We start from the raw sequence: 17,424 nt of genomic DNA, 5'->3' as shown, positions 1-17,424 counted from the left end.
CCGGAGGATTCCACCCATGGAACTGCACTGCCCCGAGCTTTTTCGTCAGCAAGCCTTTATCGATGGTCACTGGTGCGAGGCCGAGCAGGGTGGGCGAACCGAGATCTGCAATCCGGCCACGGGCGAGCGTCTGGGCAGCGTGCCGAACATGGGCGCGGCGGAAACCCGCAGGGCGATTCTGGCGGCCCAGGCGGCACAGCCGGTCTGGCGCCGCAAGGCCGCCAAGGAGCGTGCGGCAATCCTGCGCAAGTGGCACGACCTGATGCTGCAGCATCAGGAGGATCTGGCGCGGATCATGACTGCCGAACAGGGCAAGCCGCTGGCCGAGGCGCGGGGCGAGATTGCCTATGCGGCGTCCTTTATCGAGTGGTTTGCCGAGGAAGGCAAGCGGGTCTACGGCGACATTATCCCCGGTCATCAGCCGGACAAGCGGATTCTGGTGCAGAAGGAGCCGATTGGTGTGACGGCGGCCATCACGCCGTGGAACTTTCCCAGTGCGATGATTACCCGCAAGGCCGGCCCGGCGTTGGCGGCCGGCTGTGCAATGGTGCTCAAGCCGGCGCCGCAAACGCCGTTCTCGGCCTTGGCGATGGTGTTTCTGGCCGAGCAGGCCGGGCTGCCGGCCGGGCTGTTGAGTGTGATCACCGCGGATGTCGAGCGTTCCCGTGAGGTGGGTGGTGAGCTGTGTGCCAATCCGATTGTGCGCAAGCTGTCATTTACCGGTTCCACGGCGGTGGGTATTCAGCTGATGCAGCAGTGTGCGCCGACCCTGAAGAAGCTGTCGCTGGAGCTGGGTGGCAATGCGCCCTTTATCGTGTTCGACGATGCCGATCTGGATGCGGCGGTCGAGGGCGCGATGATTTCCAAGTACCGCAACGCCGGGCAGACCTGTGTCTGTGCCAACCGTATCTATGTGCAGGACAGTGTGTATGAGGCCTTTGCCGCGAAGCTGGCGGAGGCGGTGGCAACGCTGAAAGTCGGCAATGGTGCCGAGGCCGGGGTGACCACCGGGCCGCTGATTGATGCCAATGCGCTGGCCAAGGTGCAGCGTCACCTGAAGGATGCCACCGACAAGGGCGCCAGGGTGCTCTGCGGTGGCCAGCCGCATGCGCTGGGCGGGTTCTTTTTCGAGCCGACGGTGCTGACCGGGGTCGATGCGTCGATGCTGGTGGCGCGGGAGGAGACCTTCGGCCCGCTGGCGCCGTTGTTCCGTTTTTCCGATGAGGCGGATGTGATCCGTCAGGCCAACGATACCGAGTTCGGTCTGGCGGCGTATTTCTATGCGCGTGATCTGGGCCGGGTGTTCCGCGTGGCGGAGGCGCTGGAGTACGGCATGGTCGGGATCAATACCGGGCTGATTTCCACCGAGGTGGCGCCCTTTGGCGGCATGAAGTCATCGGGGCTGGGCCGCGAGGGGTCGAAGTACGGTATCGAGGATTATCTGGAGATCAAGTATCTGTGTCTGGGCGGAATCTGAGTTTTGTAATGACCGGCAACGCCGCAGTCAGCGTGCCGTTCGCAGGTTCAACCCCTTTTAACCGAGGCATTCCATGAGCAAGAGCAACGATTCGCTGATGCAGCGCCGGAACAAGGCGGTGGCGCGTGGTGTCAGCCAGATTCATCCGATTTTTGTCGAGCGGGCAGAGAACGCCACCGTGTGGGATGTCGAGGGGCGACAGTACATCGACTTTGCCGGCGGTATCGCGGTGCTTAACACCGGTCATCGCCACCCGAAAATCATTGATGCGGTGAAGCGCCAGCTGGAGCATTACACCCATACCTGTTTCCAGGTGCTGGCCTATGAGCCCTATGTGGAGCTGTGCGAGCGGCTGAATGCGCTGGTGCCGGGTGATTTCGAGAAGAAAACCCTGCTGGTCACCACCGGTTCCGAGGCGGTGGAAAACGCCGTGAAGATTGCCCGTGCCGCCACCGGTCGGGCCGGGGTGATCGCCTTTACCGGCGGCTACCATGGCCGCACCATGATGACCCTGTCGCTGACCGGCAAGGTGGTGCCCTATTCGGCCGGTATGGGCCTGATGCCGGGTGGCGTTTATCGCGCGCAGTTCCCCTGCCCGCTGCACGGGGTCAGCGAGGACGATGCGATGGCCAGCATCGAGCGGATTTTCAAGAACGATGCCGAGCCACGGGATATCGCCGCCATCGTCATTGAGCCGGTGCAGGGCGAGGGTGGTTTCTATGTGGCCACGCCGGCCTTTATGCAGCGCCTGCGTGCGCTCTGTGACCAGCATGGCATTCTGCTGGTGGCTGATGAGGTGCAGACCGGCGCCGGGCGCACCGGCAGTTTCTTTGCCATGCAGCAGATGGGTGTGGCGGCGGACCTGACCACCTTCGCCAAGTCGATTGCCGGTGGTTTTCCGCTGGCGGGTGTCTGCGGGCGCGCCGAGGTGATGGATGCACTGGCGCCCGGTGGTCTCGGTGGCACCTATGCCGGCAGTCCGCTGGCCTGTGCGGCGGCGCTGGCGGTGCTGGAGGTGTTCGAGGAGGAGAACCTGCTGGCGCGCAGTCGCTGTCTGGGCGAGCTGATCAGCCAGCGACTGCGGGCGCTGGCCGAGGCCGACAAGCGTATCGGTGATGTGCGCGGGCTGGGGGCGATGGTCGCCTGTGAGCTGTTCGATGCCGAGTGCAAGCCGGATTCGGCGCTGGCGGCGAAGCTGGTGGGCATGGCCCGTGAGCGCGGGCTGATCCTGCTGTCCTGTGGTCAGTACGGCAATGTCATCCGCATTCTGGTGCCGCTGACCGCCAGTGATGTCGAGGTGCAGCAGGGCATGGATATTCTGGCCGGGTGTCTGGCGGACTGCTGATCTGGTGTCAGCCGTTTGCCGGTGTACTGTTCCGGACACGCCGTAAACCCATCCATGGGGGCTCGGCGACGCCCGTCCGACCGCCAAGGATGGCGGAAGTGCAGGAAATGCAGGAGCAATTTCCTGCCAGGGCGTCGACGGTCCGGAACAGTACACCGGCAACCGCCGCTCACATGTCTGCATCTCAGTCATGCACTCAAAACGTCGACAACCCGCTGGCTTCCATCACCCGGTATTGCAGGTAACGCCAGCGGCTGTGGTCGGCGTACTGCGCGTAGGGCAGTGACCACTCGCGGTCCTGATTGCTCCAGAGTCGCTCGAACAGCGTCAGCGCCTGTTGCAGGCTGGGCTCCTCAGCCGGGCCCTGCAGCAGCACGCTGGTTTCCAGATTCAGGTCGTCCAGATTGCGCCGGGTGAAGTTGGCCGAGCCGGCCAGCAGTGCGGCGCTGCCGTCAGTGCGCTGCAGCAGCAGCCATTTGCGGTGGCACTGCTCGCCACTGCTGGCGCACCAGCGCACCGCAATCCCGGCCTGCTGCAGGTCCCAGGCGGCCTGACGGTTGGGAATACCATTCTTCTGCCGGCCAAAGGCATCGCGGTTGGCGTCGAGCAACACCCGCACCGCCACACCCCGTTGCTGCGCCCGCTGCAGTGCCTCGATCAGCTCGCGGTGCGACAGGTAGAACACCTCCAGATCCAGCCGGTCACCGGCCTGGCTGCTGTTGACCAGTGCCAGCAATTGCCTGGCGATCGCCCCCTCGGTGAGTACCTGCAGCTGGCTGCCGCTCTCGGCTGGCGCCCCGGTCGGGCAGTGCAGGCGCGGGTCCGGGGTTGGCAATAGCGCCAGCTCGCTGTCCAGCAGGTCGGCGGCGGCGCCACCGGCAAAGCGCAGGGCCTGGTTGGCATGCCGGCTGCTGGCATCGTGCGGGTTGGCCGAGCCGACCAGTGCCTGACAGCTGTCCGCCAGCCCGGTAACCAGGGTCTTGCGGTGATTGGCACGGAAGTTCAGCAGGTGCAGGTAGCTGCGCAGGCTGACCTTGCCCGGGCCGACCGGGTTTGGCAGCCAGCCGCCGTCAGGGCTGTTGCCCAGCCACTGGCAACACAGCTGCCAGAGTCCGGTCCACAGCGGGTTGGATGCGCGCAAAGGCTGCAGGTCGGTAAACACCAGTTGCACGCCGGCCTGTTCGAGCTGTTCCAGGTGCGGCGAGCGCAGCCCGCCATACAGGGTGTTGAAGGGATCGGTAATCAGCACCACCGGCATCTGCGGGTTGCGCTGGCGCGCCTGCAACAGCGCGCTGGTCAGTTCGCCGGACAGGGCGCGGTAGCTGTCGCTGCCGGCAAAGTCGTTGAACAGGAACATGTCGAGCAGAATAAAACGCTCGGCGGCGGCGATCATGGTCAGCGTCTCGTCGAAAATCTGCTGCTGGCTATGCAGCTGCCCATCGGCCTCCTGCCAGCTCAGGTCCACCAGCAGCTGCAGATCCTCTGCACTGCGCGCCGGGTACTGCATCGACAGCCCGTCCGGCAGCGGCCGCCAGCCGGCATACAGGGCACTGATCAGCCATGCCAGCAGCAGTGCGGCCAGCAGCCAGCGGCGTAATGGGCGTTGGGGCGGTCGCGTGCGAGGCATGGCTGGCTCCGTGCGGGGACGATGACGCATGCTAACCTGAGCGGCAGTGGCTGAATACGGCGAGGGTCTGCGTGGTGGGGAAACGGACGTGCGGGTGACAACCTTGTGGCGGCGGGCTTTGCTCGCGCTGGCCGTGCTGCTGGCGCTGGTGCTGCTGGCCGGCGCGCTGGTATTGCAGCAGCTGCGTCAGGCCGGCGTGCAGGTGGCCCATTGGCAGGGACTGGCCTGGCGCGGCGGGGCACTGCAGCTCGGTGAGTTGCAGCTGAATATCGAACAGCCTGAGCTAAGCGCCCGTGTGCACGTGCAGCAACTGGTCTTGCGCCCGCAATGGCCGGGCGACGGGCTGCTGCGCGAGGTGCAGATCGGGCACTTGCGGCTGCACTGGGACCCCTTGCCGCCGCCGCAGTCAGAACCAGCCCCCTTGCCCGATCCGCGTGAATGGCTGGCGGCACTGGGCTGGTTACCGCAAGTCGTGCAGATAGCCGAATTGCAGCTGGAGTTGCCCTGTGCCGGGCGGCGTTGCCTGGTTGAGGGGGCGTTGCACAGCCAGCGCACTGGTCAGCAAATGCACGGCCAGCTGCAGGCGCACAGCGAAGGGCTGCAGCTGCGCGGCGACTGGCGCCTGCAGGTACAGGCGCAGGGTTGGCAGCTCGGCAGTGACTGGCAGCTGGACGGGCGTGAGGCGCTGCAGATGCATGCCGACTGGCAGCAAAGTGCCGCTGACCGGGCGCACTGGCAGGGCTGGTTGCGCATCCCCGACTGGCCGGGTAGTCCGCAGCTGATGGCGCTGCTGGGGTTATGGCTGCCGCAGCACAGCTTACCGCTTGCCGACCTGCCCGAGGGGTTGCAGATGACCCTCGGCTGGGACTGGCAGGGTGAGCGTTGGCCGCAGCAGCCCGCTGAGCTGTTGCAGCAGCAGTTGCAACTGGGCGCCCAGGTGGTGCTTGAGCAACCTGCAGCGATTCCCGGTCTGGGTGAATTGCGTGGCGAGCAGCGGTTGTCGCTGAGTCTGGAGCAGGGCCGCTGGCAGCTGCATGAAGGTCGTGGCGAATGGATATTGCAGCCGCAGACTGGCTTGCTGGATGACTGGCTGCCTGATGAGTTGCAGCCGCGGCAACTGACTCTGGTCTTGCAAGCACAGGATCAGGCCCTCGACGGACAACAGGCATTGGCGCTGGATGTTCAGCTTCAGCTGCAAGGACCCTGGCAGGCCAGCCTGCAGGGACCCTTGATGCTGGGCTTGTTGCCAGACTGGCAGATCGCTGCCGAGGCAATGCGTTTGGAGCTGCAGGCTGACTCACTGCAATTTGATGACCTGCGCTTGCAGGGCCTGCGCGTGCAGGCTCTGGCAGGGCTGCAGCTGGATGCAAGCGGTCTGCAGCTGCAGCTGTTGCGCAATGCCAGCCTGCAGCTGGGCGTGTTACAGCTGGCGCCGGCTGAGCTGCGCTTGCAGGGGCTGCGGGCTGGTCTGGCCGGCAGTCGCCTGAGTTTGCCGCTGGCGGAGGCTGCCGCCAGTTGGCGGTTGCCGTTGCAGGTGCGTATCGACAGCCTGCAGCACCCGCTGTTGCAGACCCAATCCTGGCAGTTGGACGGTGAGTTGAGCGGTGCTGCGGATATGCAGCTGCGTGCACGGCTGCACAACCCTGCCGGACTGGCGGCCGAGCTGGACTGGCGCTGGCCGGCCAAGGCCGCTGGCTGGCAGGCCGCGCTTGAGCTGGTCGCACTGGACTTTGCCGCAGGTAACCCGCTGGCGGCCAGCCTGGCTGACTGGCCGCCGCTGCTCAGCCTGTCCGCCGGCAGCCTGCGCGGGCAGGGCCAGCTGCATGGCAGCAGCGGGCTGGATCGGGCCAGCTTTTTGCTGCAGCTGGACGGGGGGGCGGGCATTTACGACCGCAGCAGTTTTTCCGGGCTGCAATTGCCCTTGCAGCTGAGCCTGAATGGCGAACAACTGCAGCTGCAGGTGGCGGACATGCAGCTGGCGCAGATTGATCCGGGCCTGCCACTGGGGCCGTTGCAGCTGGCGGCGCAGTACCGCGCCACGCTGGGCGCACCGCTGGCCGGCCAGTTGCAGCTGCAGCGCGCCACGCTTCAGGCGCTGGGGGCGCAGATCAGCGTGACGCCGCAGCGCTTGCAGCTGGGCGAGGATGAGCAGTTGCTGGAGCTGCAGTTGAGCGGGCTGGAACTGGCCAGCCTGCTGGAGGTCTACCCTACCGAAGGGTTGTATGGCGATGGCCTGATTGATGGACGGCTGCCGCTGCGCCTCAGCGCGGCGGGTCCGAGCATCAGTGGTGGCTGGCTGCGCGCGCGCAGTGGTGGTGTGTTGCAGTACCGCACGCCAGCGCTGGCCGCCATGGGTCGTGGCAATCCGGCGATGGCCGAACTGGCACTGGCACTGGACGACTTTCGCTATACACTGCTGCAGAGTGATCTGGAGTATGCCCCCGACGGGCGATTGCAGCTTGGATTGCGCCTGGAAGGCGCCAACCCGAAGTTGCAGGGTGGCCGGCCGGTGCATCTGAACATCAATCTGGAAGAGGATATTCCAGCCTTGCTGACCAGCCTGCAACTCAGCGGACAGCTCAGCGAGATCATCAGGAAGCGGGTCGAGCAGCGCGTATTGCAACAGCGTCTGCAGCCCTGACAGGAGAAACGCCGATGTACTGGAGCCGAGGGTTACTGGTGCTTGCCGCACTGTTCTGGCTGGCTGGCTGTGCGCCAACCGTGAAGTTGCAGGCCCCCAACGAGCCGATCAATATCAACCTCAACGTGAAGATTCAGCACGAGATTTACGTCAAGGTCGACAAGCAGCTGGATGAGTTGTTCAGCGAATCCAGCGGACTGTTCTAGGGAGCCTGATCATGCGCGCACTGACACGAAATACACTTTTGCTGCTGACCCTGCTGTTCAGCGGCTCCTTGCTGGCAATGGATCTGAGTCAGGCGATGACTGCGTTGCCGGCGGCCAAGGCGGCTGGCCAGGTGGGTGAGCAGGTCGACGGCTATCTCGGCGTGGTGCGTCCTGGCACCGAGGCTGAGTCCATTACCCGGCTGATCAATCAGGCGCGCCGCGCGGAATACCAGCGGCTGGCCACGGAAAACCGCATCAACCTCGGCGATGTCGAGGCCATGGCCGGCAAGAAGGCTATCGAGCGCACGCCAGCCGGTCAGTACATTCGCCTGAATGGCGGCTGGACACGCAAGTAGTTCAGTCGCCCTGCAGTTCCAGCAAGCTCAGCACGCGCAGCCGTTCACTGTCGGTGAACTGGCTGTGCAGCAGCTGCTCTAGCTCCGCCTGACGATCACTGTCAGCCAATCCTGATTGCCGCAGTATCTGCTGGCGCTGCTCGCTAAAACGCTGGAAGCGTTGCTGCCATTGGTTGCGTTGCTGATCCAGCGCTTCCAGCCGCGCGGTGGCCTCCGGGCCGACCATATTCATGCGCAGTTCGCGAATTTCCTCGGCACTGGCGCCCTGTGCCTGCAACTGACTGGTCTGCTGGCGCAGTTCACTGTGCAGTTGCGGCACCAGCAGGGCCTGCAGTTCCTCCGGCAGTCCCTCGCGCAGCGCCTCTATCTGTTCGGCCTTTTCCGCCGCGCTTGACTGGCTGTCATGCTGGATGGCCAGGCGATCGAGGGTAAAGCCGTTGTACAGCTCTTCCTTGGCAAAGAAGGCGGCATGCGCTTCGGCATCAAACAGGCTGGCGCGCAGTCGTTGTACGGCCAGTTCGCGGGCGCGCAGGCCGTCCAGATCGGCTACCACCGGAAAGCGTTCCTCCAGCTCGATCAACGCCTGCAGGTATTCCACATAACTGTCCAGCAGCTGTTCGGCCTGCTGCAGGGCCGGTGCGCGCAGGTTGGCCTGCAGGTACTGGCGAATCCGCTGCAGTGCCTGTGCATGGCTGATTTCGCCGACCGCGCTAAGGAAGTAGTCGAACAGGTGGCGCAGCTGGTCGGTGACGATCAGGTTGCCGTTGGCATCCACCTGCAACTGACCGTCAACCTGGGTGCCGCGTTGCGAGGCTTCCAGTGGCGGTTGCTCCGGCCTCTGGTTTGTCAGCATGGCTGGCAGGGCGGTTGGGGGGCTGGCAGGCGGGGGCGTCGCAACAGCAGCTTGCCGCGGCTCAGGCGTTTCCCGCTCGGGCAGCAGGTACCAGCCAAGCAGCAGCGCACTGGCCAGCAGGGGGGCATATACCAGGGGTTTCATCGGCAGGGTTCCATAATCACTGCAGGGAGTCAGCGGGCCGGCAGGTCGGCCCGCTGTCGGCTCACAGGCCGGCCAGTTTCAGCCGGTTGGCATGCTGGCGGTAGATTGAGACCGGGCTGGTTTCGAACCAGCTGGTCAGGCCGAAGGTCTGGTTGACCTCGTCCAGATGGTTCATCCGGAAGTTGTCGCGGATCACCATGCCCATGCGCGAGCTGCAGCGCCCTACCAGGCCGTCATTGTCGCCGGAGAAGGTCAGGGCGGTGGCGCCCAGCAGCAGGTCAGACGGATCCAGCACGTTGGTGACCGGCGAGGTGCCGCTCCAGGAGTAGTAGCGTACGCCATTTACCCGGTAGGCCCCTTCACCACAGGCGGTGGTGGGGATGCCCTGGGGGAATTTGGCGTTGAAGCGTGCGGCGCCCTGGGAGTTCAGCGACTCCAGCGTGCCCAGCGAGTTTTGCGGGGTGCTTGAGCTGCTGCCGGAGAGGAAGTTGATCAGCGCGCCCATACCGTTGAAGATGCCCGCCAGCATGGCCTCACCGGCCGAGCCCTCGGGGACATTGCGGATGAAGTCGGCGGCATCCGAACCCTTGTGCGGCGCGCCGACGCTGGTCGCCGAGGCTACCAGATCCGGTCGCACGGCAGCCACGTAACGGATGGTCGGACCACCATGGCTGTGGCCAATCAGGTTGACCTTGCCCTTGCCACTGATGGCGGCAATTTCCTCGACCTGGGCCAGCAGTTGCTCGCCACGGGCTTCGGAGGTATCCAGCTGGCTGACCTCGGTGACATACACGCTGGCGCCGTCCTTGCGCAGGGCCGAGGGGATGCCATACCAGTAATCGACGCCGAGCAGGCTGTCGAAGCCGAGCATGCCGTGGGCCAGCACAATCGGGTAACGGGTCTTGGTGTAGTCGGAGGAGCCAAACCAGAAGGCCTGGGCCTGACTGGTAGCGCCGAGCAGGGTGGTGACACCCAGCGCAACGCTAAGCGCGGTTTTCTTCATGTGAGCGAGTCCTGTAAAGGCCTTGTTGTAATTGTTGTCTCAGTGCAGCAAGCTGAAACCTGCAAAGCCCCTTGAGAGTAGTCCTTTGCGTGAGACAAATAAACGACATGAGACAGTTGTTGCGCGGCAGCTGGGTGGGTCTTTATATGACTGTTAGGTCAATATGTCTGCGACGGCATTATTTGTTTTATTAATCCGACGAATGGTAATTCACTTTTTGCGGGCGTCTGTGCTTTGTCGCGCGCATTTCTTCGGCATGAGGCATCTGTTAGTCTCCTTTGATACCCACTCGGCAAGGAAGAATACAAATGTGGCAGGCACTGGCGTTTGACGGTTATGCATTCTGGCTGCTGCTGGGATTGCTGTTGCTGATTTCCGAGTTTTTTGTACCCGGCGTGATCGCCGTGTTTTTCGGAATTGGTGCGTTGCTGGTTGGATTGCTGACCCTGATCGGGCTGGTTGACTCGCTGGCCGTGCAGTTAAGCCTGTTCGGTATCAGCAGTGTGGTGTTCCTTTTTTTACTGCGCCAGCGCTTCCGGCGCTGGATGCATGGGGCAGAGGCAGACAAGTCCACCCATGATCTGGATGATGCCGGTCTGCTGGGCGCACGCGTCACGGTGCTCAGTGATTTTGTCAACGGCGCCGGTGTGGTCAGCCTGAATGGCGCCCGCTGGGATGCCGAATCCGAACTTCCATTCAAAACCGGTGAGGTGGCCTGGGTAGTCGGGCATACTGGCATAGTGCTGCAGGTCGGCAACAAGTCATAGCGTGCCGGTCAGGCCGGCACATTCGCACAACAACAGCAAGCAAGGATCAATCGTATGGATATCGTTACACTGATTTCACTGGCGTTTCTCGCGCTTATTATTGTCACCATCGCCAAGACGGCACAGATTGTGCCGCAGCGTTCGGCCTATGTGGTTGAGCGTCTGGGCAAGTATGTGAAGACCCTGGAAGCCGGCTTTCACTTGCTGATTCCCTTTGTCGACCGTATCGCCTACAAGCACACGCTGAAGGAGGAGGCGATTGATGTGCCGCGTCAGGCCTGTGTGACCAAGGACAATATCCAGGTGGTGGTGAATGGGGTGATCTACCTGCAGGTGGTGGATCCCAAGCAGGCCAGTTACGGCATCAATGACTACCGCTATGCGGCCATGCAGTTGGCGCAGACCACGCTGCGTTCGGTAGTCGGCAAGATTGATCTGGACAAGACTTTCGAGGAGCGTGAGACCATCAACGTGCAGGTGGTGCAGGCGCTCGATGATGCCGCCAAGCCTTGGGGTGTGAAGGTGCTACGTTACGAGATCGCCGATATCGAGCTGCCGGCAACCATCCTCGACGCCCTGGAAAAGCAGATGCGCGCCGAGCGGGAACGGCGCGCCGTAGTGGCGCAGTCCGAAGGTGAGCGTCAGGCCAAGATCAACGTTTCCGAGGGTATGAAGCAGGAGACCATCAACCTGTCCGAAGCGGACAAGATGCGCCAGATCAATGAGGCGGAGGGCAAGGCCCGTGAGATCGAGCTGATTGCCACGGCCACAGCAGAAGGTCTGCGCCGGGTGGCCGAAGCGATCAATACTCAGGGTGGCAAGGACGCGGTGGCTCTGCGGGTGGCGGAGCAGTACGTGCATGAATTCGGCAAGCTGGCGAAAACCAACAACACCATGATTCTGCCGGCGGAGCTGAGCAATATCGGCGGCGCAGTGGCGGCGATTACCCGTACGCTGGAAGTGGCGGGCAAGAGTCAGTCAGGCAGCTGAGGTCAGAGGTGCAAAACCGTCTCATTCAGGATGGCCGCTGCAGGTAAATCGGCATACACTGTCACTGGCGCCGGGTGGACCGGCGCCGGTTATCCAGTTTGGAGCAGAGATGAGCGAGACGCCGGCAGTATCAGAAAATATCGAGTGCGAGGCTGCTGCCGATCGCCAGAAGGCCATGTTGCAGCGTCTTGCCAGGGTCGAGGGGCAGATCCGCGGGATTCAGGCGATGATTCGGCGTGGTGAACCCTGCGAGGCTGTGGCCCAGCAGTTTTCCGCCTCGCGCAGTGCACTGGACAAGGCCTACCGGCTGATGCTGACCTGTCTGATTGAAGAAACCCTGCAGGAGCCCGACCAGAACGCTGCCGAGGCAGTGGAGCGGGTGCGCAAGATCTTTATCAAGTACACCTGAAGGCTTGCGCTTCAGGCTTCCTCTGGTGCTGTGCGGGATGCGCGGCGCTCCTTGAGTTCCTCCAGTACCGACAGCAATGCCGGTATCACCAGCAGTACCAGCAGGGTGGAGAAGCCCAGTCCGAAGGCGATCGAGGTCGCCATCGGGATCAGGAACTGTGCCTGCAGCGAGGTTTCGAACAGCAGTGGCAGCAGGCCGCCGATGGTGGTCAGCGAGGTCAGCAGCACCGCGCGCATACGCTGTACCACGGCCTGGTTGATCGCTTCGTTGATGTCCAGCCCGCGCTGGCGCTGGGTCTGATAGAAGCTCACCAGAATAATCGAGTTGTTGACCACGATGCCGGACAGGCCGAACAGGCCGAACAGTGACAGCATGGTGATGCTCATTCCCTGCACCCAGTGACCGAGTAACGCGCCGACCAGCGCCAGCGGTATCACGGCCATGACAATCAGTGGTGTCGACCATGAGGCGAACACCCAGACCAGCACGGCGTACATCAGCAATACACCGATCAGCAGGCCGGCGCGCATGTCCGCCATGGTTTCGCGCTGGTCGGCAGAACGACCCTCAAAGCTGTAGCGCACATTGTGTTCGGCGGCTACTTGCGGCAGCACTTTGCCCAGACTTTCCAGAACCTGTCCGGCGTTGGTGCGGCTGAGATCTATATCGGCGGTGATCTCGACCGCCAGCCGGGCGTCGGCATGCCGCAGTGCTTCAAAACCCTGCTGGGCGGAGAAGCGCGCCACCTGCTCAAGGGGCACAAAGCGCCCGTCATCCAGGCGGATATTCAGTTCGGCCAGACTGGCCAGACGTCCGCGTTCATCCCGCGGCAACTGTACGCGCACTTCGACTTCGTCCGACTGACGCTGGAAAATCTGTACCAGACGGCCATCGTAGGCAGCACGCAGCTGACGTCCGAGGCTTTGGGTGCTTAGCCCCAGGGACTGACCATAGGTCGTCAGGCTGTATACCAGTTGTTCACGGCCCCAGGCCATGTCGTCCTCGGTGCTGAGCACCCCTTCGATGCCTCCCAGCATCACGCCAACGGCATCGGCGGCCGCTTTGAGCCGTATCGGGTCTTCGCCGGTCAGGCGAACATTGACATCCTTGCCGGGCGGGCCGGCAACGCGCTCACTGACGGTAAGACGATCAATGCCGGGCGGCATCTCTATGTTGTCTTGCCAGGCGCGGATGAAGGTCTGGTTGCGCACATCGCGATGATCCGGCGACGTCAGTTCTATCAGTAGCGAGCCCAGTTGGTCGCCGCGCCTGCCCATGCCGGCAGCGCCGATGATTTCGCCACGACGGGTAATGGCGGTGAGGATCAGATCGCCGCCCAGTTCGTTCTCGGTCTGGTTGAGGGTCTGTTCCAGGTGTAGCAGGAAGTCATCGACTACCGATTTGGGCGTGCCGGCAACAAAGCTGGCGTTGGCGTAGAGCACCTGTGGTTCGGGTGTCGGGAAGAAGGTAAAGCCCAGGCGGCCGCTGCTGACCAGGCCGGCGGTCAGCATTACGCAGGTAAATGCGATGGCCAGGGTGGCGCTGCGATGGCTCAGGGTCCAGGCCGACAGCCGCCGGAAGGGGCCATCACGCAGTTGCTCGAAGCGCTGCTCGAAGCGGTCGCGCCGCCTTTCGATCCAGCCGCCGAGCGCGCTCAGTCGACCGGGTTTATTGTTGCTGCGGGACGACGGGTTGAAGGCCGAGCGCAGGTGGTGTGGCAGAACGATAAAACACTCCACCAGCGAGGCGATCAGGATGCAGATCATCACCACCGGAATATCCTTGAGGATGTTGCCGATGATGCCGCCCACCATCAGCAGTGGCATGAAGGCGGCGATGGTGGTCAACGAGGAGGCCAGTACCGGCCAGAGCATGCGTTTTGCCGCACCTTCGGAGGCATATTCGGCCTGTTCGCCACTGCGGAAATGTGCGTCGGCATCTTCGCCGACCACAATGGCGTCGTCGACGATTACCCCCAGCGCCATGATCAGGGCGAACAGCGACATCATGTTGATGCTGCCGCCGATCAGCCAGAACACCAGCAGCGCTGCCATAAAGGCAGTGGGAATGCCGATGGCAACCCAGAGCGCAACGCGTCCGGGCAGGAACAGATAGAGCAGCAGCACTACCAGCAGCAGGCCGGTAATGCCGTTATTGACCAGCAGGCTGATGCGGTCGTTGATCAGTTGCCAGGCTTCATCGTAGATGTGCAGCCCCATGTCCGGTGGCAGTCCGGGACGGACTTCCTCGAGCCAGTCAGCAAGGATGCGTGCGGACTTCAGCGAGTTGCCGGTTTCCGCTCGCTGTAGTTGCAGTTCAACGGCGGGTAGTTCGGCATGCCTTACCAAAGGCTGGTTGCGCATGGGTTCGAGACGGATATCGGCAATGTCGCCGAGCAGCAGATGGCTGTTGCTGCCCGGTAGCAGGGGCAGGTCGGCAAAGCCGGCAGGGCTGCGTCTTTGTTCGATGGCGCGCAACTCGCGGGCGGCTTCGTCGTCGCCGACAAGACCGGCGGGGAGGTCGCGGGAGGTGGCGGCTACACGGTCTCCGAGCTGGTCAAGGGACAAGCCCAGTTGTTGTAGGCTGGTGCTCCCCACCTCTATGCTGATCTGCTGTTTGGGCAGGCCGCGGATTTCCACCTTGTCGATGCCGCGTGACAGCAGTTCGCGCTCGAAGCGGTTGGCCAGGCTGCGCAGTTCATGGTCAGTGTAGGGGCCGAACAGCACCAGGCTGGCGATCGGCTCGTAGCGGGCCACTCGGGTCACTTCGGGCTTTTCGGCGTCTCCCGGCAGGTTGCGGAACTCGTCGACCTGCTGGCGCGTGTCGTCCAGGGCAATGATGGGATCAGTGCCTTCGCGAAACTCCAGGGTGATGCTGGATACGCCCTGGGCCGAGGTGGATGTCATGTTTTTCAGATTGGGCAGGCTGCGCAGGCGCTGCTCCAGCGGAATGGTGATGGCCTGCTCGATGTCCTCGGCGGCAGCACCGGTCCAGACCACCCGCACTGTGACGAAATCCAGAGCGAAGTTGGGAAAGAACTGGATATTCATGCGCGACAGGCCAAGCAGGCCACCACCAATCATCAACAGCATGATCAGGTTGGCGGCTACCTTGTGCCTTACAAAAAAACCCAACGGGCTGAGCGAGCGGCTCATGGTGCCGACTCCTCCGTGACGCTGTCGACACGCAGGCCTTGAACGGCATTCGGCAAGTGTGTGGTGATGATCTGCATGCCGCTTTCAAGCTGCCCGGAACGCACCAGAATCAGCCGCTCGCCGTTCTCGCCCAGTTGTTCGCCCACCCGTTCAATCTGCAGGCGGTGCATGCGCCCGTCTACCAGTTGGTAGATGCTGTCGTTGCCATAGAGTGCGGTGTAGGGAAGCGCTACGTTGAGGCCACGGGTGGGACGCTCGACACTGATTGCCAGCAGGCTGCCAAGGCGCAGTTCGGGACCGGGGTTGAGTACACGGAACAGTGCCTCGACGCCGCGGGCATCGGCCTGGCCGGCGATACGCTCAAGCACCAGTTGCAGCGGGCGTTCGCGGCCCAGGCTACGGGCATCCAGCTGCTCGCCGGCGGCAAGTGCATCGAGGAAGTCCTGACTGTGCTGGTGTGGCAGCAGGGCGCGTAACTCCATGCCCTGAAGGGGGTAGAAATCCAGTAGCGGGGCGTTGGTATTGACCTGGTCGCCTACTGCAACCCGCAGGTTGGCGACCAGCCCGTCAAAGGGCGCAGCCAGCTGGCTGCGCTCGACATCCCGGCGAATCGCATCGAGGTTGGCGGCGGCTCGTTCTCGTCGCGCCTGCAATGCCGCCAGTCGGGCATTGAAGGTGTTCAGGCTGCGTTGCCGGTTGCTCAGGGTGAGCTGGGCGCGGTCATGCAGGTCGCGGGCGTTGTCCAGTTCGGAGCGCGGCGCCAACTCGCGTTCGACCAGCTGGGTGACCCTCTGCAGGTTGCGTTCAGCGTTGTCCATCAGGCGGCGTTCCAGTGCCAGCGCCTCACGGTCGTTGCTGTTGCCAAGCTTCTCGCTTTGCAATTGGGCTTCAATATCGTCCAGTTCGGCCTGGGCCTGGGCCAAACGCGGCTGGATGTCGGCCGGATCGAGCTGTAGAAGTGCTTGCCCCTGACGGGCCTGCCCGCCATCGCGCACAGGCAGTGCGGAAATGCGCCCGGCCAGCGGGGCTACCACAGTGAAGCGCTCGGGTGATTCCAGTGTGCCGTACAACGTCAGGTTGGCTTGCAGTTGTTGCGGGATGATGGTCTGTGTTTCTACCCGCCAACTGCGTTCGGTCGGGGTGGCCGGTTCTGGTTCGGGCCGGGTGATGCGCAGCAGGATAAACCCCAGAATGCCGATGGCAACTATAAGGAGGGGTAAGGTGCGCTTGCGCATGGGGAGTCCTGTTGTTTTGTGTTGGTTTGCAGCCAATCCTGACGGCTGCCGGATGCTGGGACTGTATAGCCGGAATACAGGGTGCGGGGCAAGAGCTGCCCGCCGGCTCGCAACGGGCAGTCGCGCGTCGGCGGCAGTTTCGCGGGGTCAGGGTCTGAAGATGGTTTCCGGGTTTATCCGGGCCGACCAGGGCAGACCTTCATTCTGCCAGCCGTTTTCAGTGCGCATGCCTTGCTGCGGTGCGTCCTTGCGGCTGCTGCCCTGGAAGCCGTTGATGACATAGCGGACATCGGCAAAGCCCTGTTCGCGCAGAAAGCTGGCGCTGGGTTCGCCACGCTCGCTGCCGGAGCGGCAGATAGTGATGACGGGCGCACTGCGGTCCAGTCCTTTGGCAGCCAGCGCCGCGTCTACAGAAGCGGCAAAGTCAGGGTTCTGGTTCAGGCGAAAGCGGGTGTTCTGTGCGTCAAAGTCGGAACGGTCGACCAGCAGGAAGGGGATGTTGGCATCAGCACCTTGCGGATGACCGATGAACATGATTTCTACCGGATCACGCACATCAATGAACAGCACCTTGTCAGGTTGTTGCGTGACCAGCGCATGGGTGTCGGCAGGGGTGATACCGAAGTCATCTGCCAGCAGGTTGGATGTGAAAGCCAGTGCCAGAAGGGTGATCCAGTATTTCATGGGGCGCTCCCTGAATCAGAAGATATGAACGCGGGTATCGGCGGCGGTCATGCGCTCAGCGATCGCTGGTGGCGTGGCAACCGTGATCCCCTCTCGCAGGTCGTTACTGTCATGCGGGCTGTTCGGCAGGTACAGGGCGCACACGCTGACAGTGGCGCCACCCTGTTGCAGTTTGCCAAGCAACTGGACCGGGCTGGCCTTGAGCGGCTCCAGAGCGGCTGGTGCGGCATCCTTGAGTGCCAGGTCGCCGGCGCTGTCACATAACAATACATCCACCCTGTGGCCGCGTTCGGCAATGGCATTGCCCAGCACCAGTGCCATGCCCTGGGTTTGCAGGGAGCCGCTGTTGAGCAGGAGCAGGTGACGTTCGGCGTTGTCGGCGTGAGCTGTGAAGGCTGCTGTAAGGGCGGCAATTGCGCCCAGAGTTGTGATCATACGCATTGAGGGTCACTCCTGTTGATATACGGTATGGGGTATTAAAGCACAATGCTTCCTGGCCCGCATCGGGAAGCTGTAACGCGATATCGCGGGC

The 17,424-nt window shown here is 63.0% G+C and carries 15 protein-coding genes; 8 read left to right on the top strand and 7 right to left on the bottom strand.

Annotated elements, in window-relative coordinates; all coding sequences use genetic code 11:
* Nucleotides 1-16 precede the first annotated feature (16 nt).
* Together gabD and gabT are read left to right on the top strand one after the other, a co-directional pair.
* Complete coding sequence (gene gabD / locus BMZ23_RS04010) at nt 17-1,477, top strand: NADP-dependent succinate-semialdehyde dehydrogenase (protein WP_093473025.1); 1,461 nt, start codon at nt 17-19, stop codon at nt 1,475-1,477.
* Between the two features lie 73 nt (nt 1,478-1,550).
* Nucleotides 1,551-2,822: a 4-aminobutyrate--2-oxoglutarate transaminase gene (gene gabT / locus BMZ23_RS04005; RefSeq protein WP_093473022.1), complete on the top strand. Its 1,272-nt coding sequence runs from the start codon at nt 1,551-1,553 to the stop codon at nt 2,820-2,822.
* A 196-nt stretch (nt 2,823-3,018) separates the two neighbouring features.
* Here gabT and BMZ23_RS04000 read toward each other — a convergent pair whose 3' ends face one another.
* Complete coding sequence (locus BMZ23_RS04000) at nt 3,019-4,449, bottom strand: phospholipase D-like domain-containing protein (RefSeq protein ID WP_093473019.1); 1,431 nt, start codon at nt 4,447-4,449, stop codon at nt 3,019-3,021.
* Nucleotides 4,450-4,537: 88 nt separating this feature from the next.
* Here BMZ23_RS04000 and BMZ23_RS03995 point away from each other — a divergent pair, with 88 nt between their 5' ends.
* The 3 genes from BMZ23_RS03995 to BMZ23_RS03985 are packed head-to-tail and all read left to right on the top strand — an operon-like array spanning nt 4,538 to nt 7,652.
* Complete coding sequence (locus BMZ23_RS03995; RefSeq protein ID WP_218143561.1) at nt 4,538-7,090, top strand: intermembrane phospholipid transport YdbH family protein; 2,553 nt, start codon at nt 4,538-4,540, stop codon at nt 7,088-7,090.
* 14 nt (nt 7,091-7,104) lie between these two features.
* A complete protein-coding gene (locus tag BMZ23_RS03990; protein WP_093473013.1) occupies nt 7,105-7,296 on the top strand; it encodes a YnbE family lipoprotein in 192 nt (63 codons plus the stop codon).
* 11 nt (nt 7,297-7,307) lie between these two features.
* Complete coding sequence (locus BMZ23_RS03985) at nt 7,308-7,652, top strand: YdbL family probable chaperone protein (protein ID WP_093473010.1); 345 nt, start codon at nt 7,308-7,310, stop codon at nt 7,650-7,652.
* Nucleotide 7,653: 1 nt separating this feature from the next.
* Here BMZ23_RS03985 and BMZ23_RS03980 read toward each other — a convergent pair whose 3' ends face one another.
* Entirely contained in the window at nt 7,654-8,649 is a 996-nt protein-coding gene (locus BMZ23_RS03980; protein ID WP_093473006.1) for a lipase secretion chaperone, read from the bottom strand.
* A gap of 61 nt (nt 8,650-8,710) precedes the next feature.
* Nucleotides 8,711-9,652, bottom strand: a complete 942-nt coding sequence (locus BMZ23_RS03975; protein ID WP_093473003.1) for a triacylglycerol lipase — start codon at nt 9,650-9,652, stop codon at nt 8,711-8,713.
* Between the two features lie 308 nt (nt 9,653-9,960).
* Here BMZ23_RS03975 and BMZ23_RS03970 point away from each other — a divergent pair, with 308 nt between their 5' ends.
* From BMZ23_RS03970 to BMZ23_RS03960, 3 genes are all read left to right on the top strand, one after another.
* Nucleotides 9,961-10,419, top strand: coding sequence for an NfeD family protein (locus BMZ23_RS03970; RefSeq protein ID WP_093473000.1), 459 nt, complete (start codon nt 9,961-9,963; stop codon nt 10,417-10,419).
* 54 nt (nt 10,420-10,473) lie between these two features.
* The gene (locus BMZ23_RS03965) at nt 10,474-11,409 is read left to right on the top strand and encodes an SPFH domain-containing protein (protein WP_218143560.1); all 936 of its coding nucleotides are present in this window, start codon (nt 10,474-10,476) and stop codon (nt 11,407-11,409) included.
* Between the two features lie 109 nt (nt 11,410-11,518).
* The gene (locus BMZ23_RS03960; RefSeq protein ID WP_093472995.1) at nt 11,519-11,818 is read left to right on the top strand and encodes a metal-sensing transcriptional repressor; all 300 of its coding nucleotides are present in this window, start codon (nt 11,519-11,521) and stop codon (nt 11,816-11,818) included.
* An 11-nt stretch (nt 11,819-11,829) separates the two neighbouring features.
* Here the strand turns inward: BMZ23_RS03960 and BMZ23_RS03955 are convergent, their stop codons facing one another.
* From BMZ23_RS03955 to BMZ23_RS03940, 4 genes are all read right to left on the bottom strand, one after another.
* Entirely contained in the window at nt 11,830-14,973 is a 3,144-nt protein-coding gene (locus BMZ23_RS03955; RefSeq protein WP_093472992.1) for an efflux RND transporter permease subunit, read from the bottom strand.
* Nucleotides 14,970-16,208, bottom strand: coding sequence for an efflux RND transporter periplasmic adaptor subunit (locus tag BMZ23_RS03950; protein ID WP_093472989.1), 1,239 nt, complete (start codon nt 16,206-16,208; stop codon nt 14,970-14,972). Before BMZ23_RS03950 ends, BMZ23_RS03955 begins: the two co-directional genes overlap by 4 nt.
* Nucleotides 16,209-16,355: 147 nt before the next feature.
* On the bottom strand, nt 16,356-16,892 hold the full coding sequence (locus BMZ23_RS03945; protein ID WP_093472985.1) for a rhodanese-like domain-containing protein: 537 nt from the start codon (nt 16,890-16,892) through the stop codon (nt 16,356-16,358).
* A 15-nt stretch (nt 16,893-16,907) separates the two neighbouring features.
* Nucleotides 16,908-17,333 carry a DsrE family protein gene (locus BMZ23_RS03940; RefSeq protein WP_093472983.1) on the bottom strand — a complete coding sequence of 142 codons (426 nt, stop codon included), beginning with the start codon at nt 17,331-17,333 and terminating at the stop codon, nt 16,908-16,910.
* Nucleotides 17,334-17,424 lie beyond the last annotated feature (91 nt).

The organism is Halopseudomonas yangmingensis, from assembly GCF_900114825.1.
Taxonomy (GTDB): Bacteria; Pseudomonadota; Gammaproteobacteria; order Pseudomonadales; family Pseudomonadaceae; genus Halopseudomonas; species Halopseudomonas yangmingensis.
This window is presented reverse-complemented; position numbering and strand designations above follow the sequence as displayed.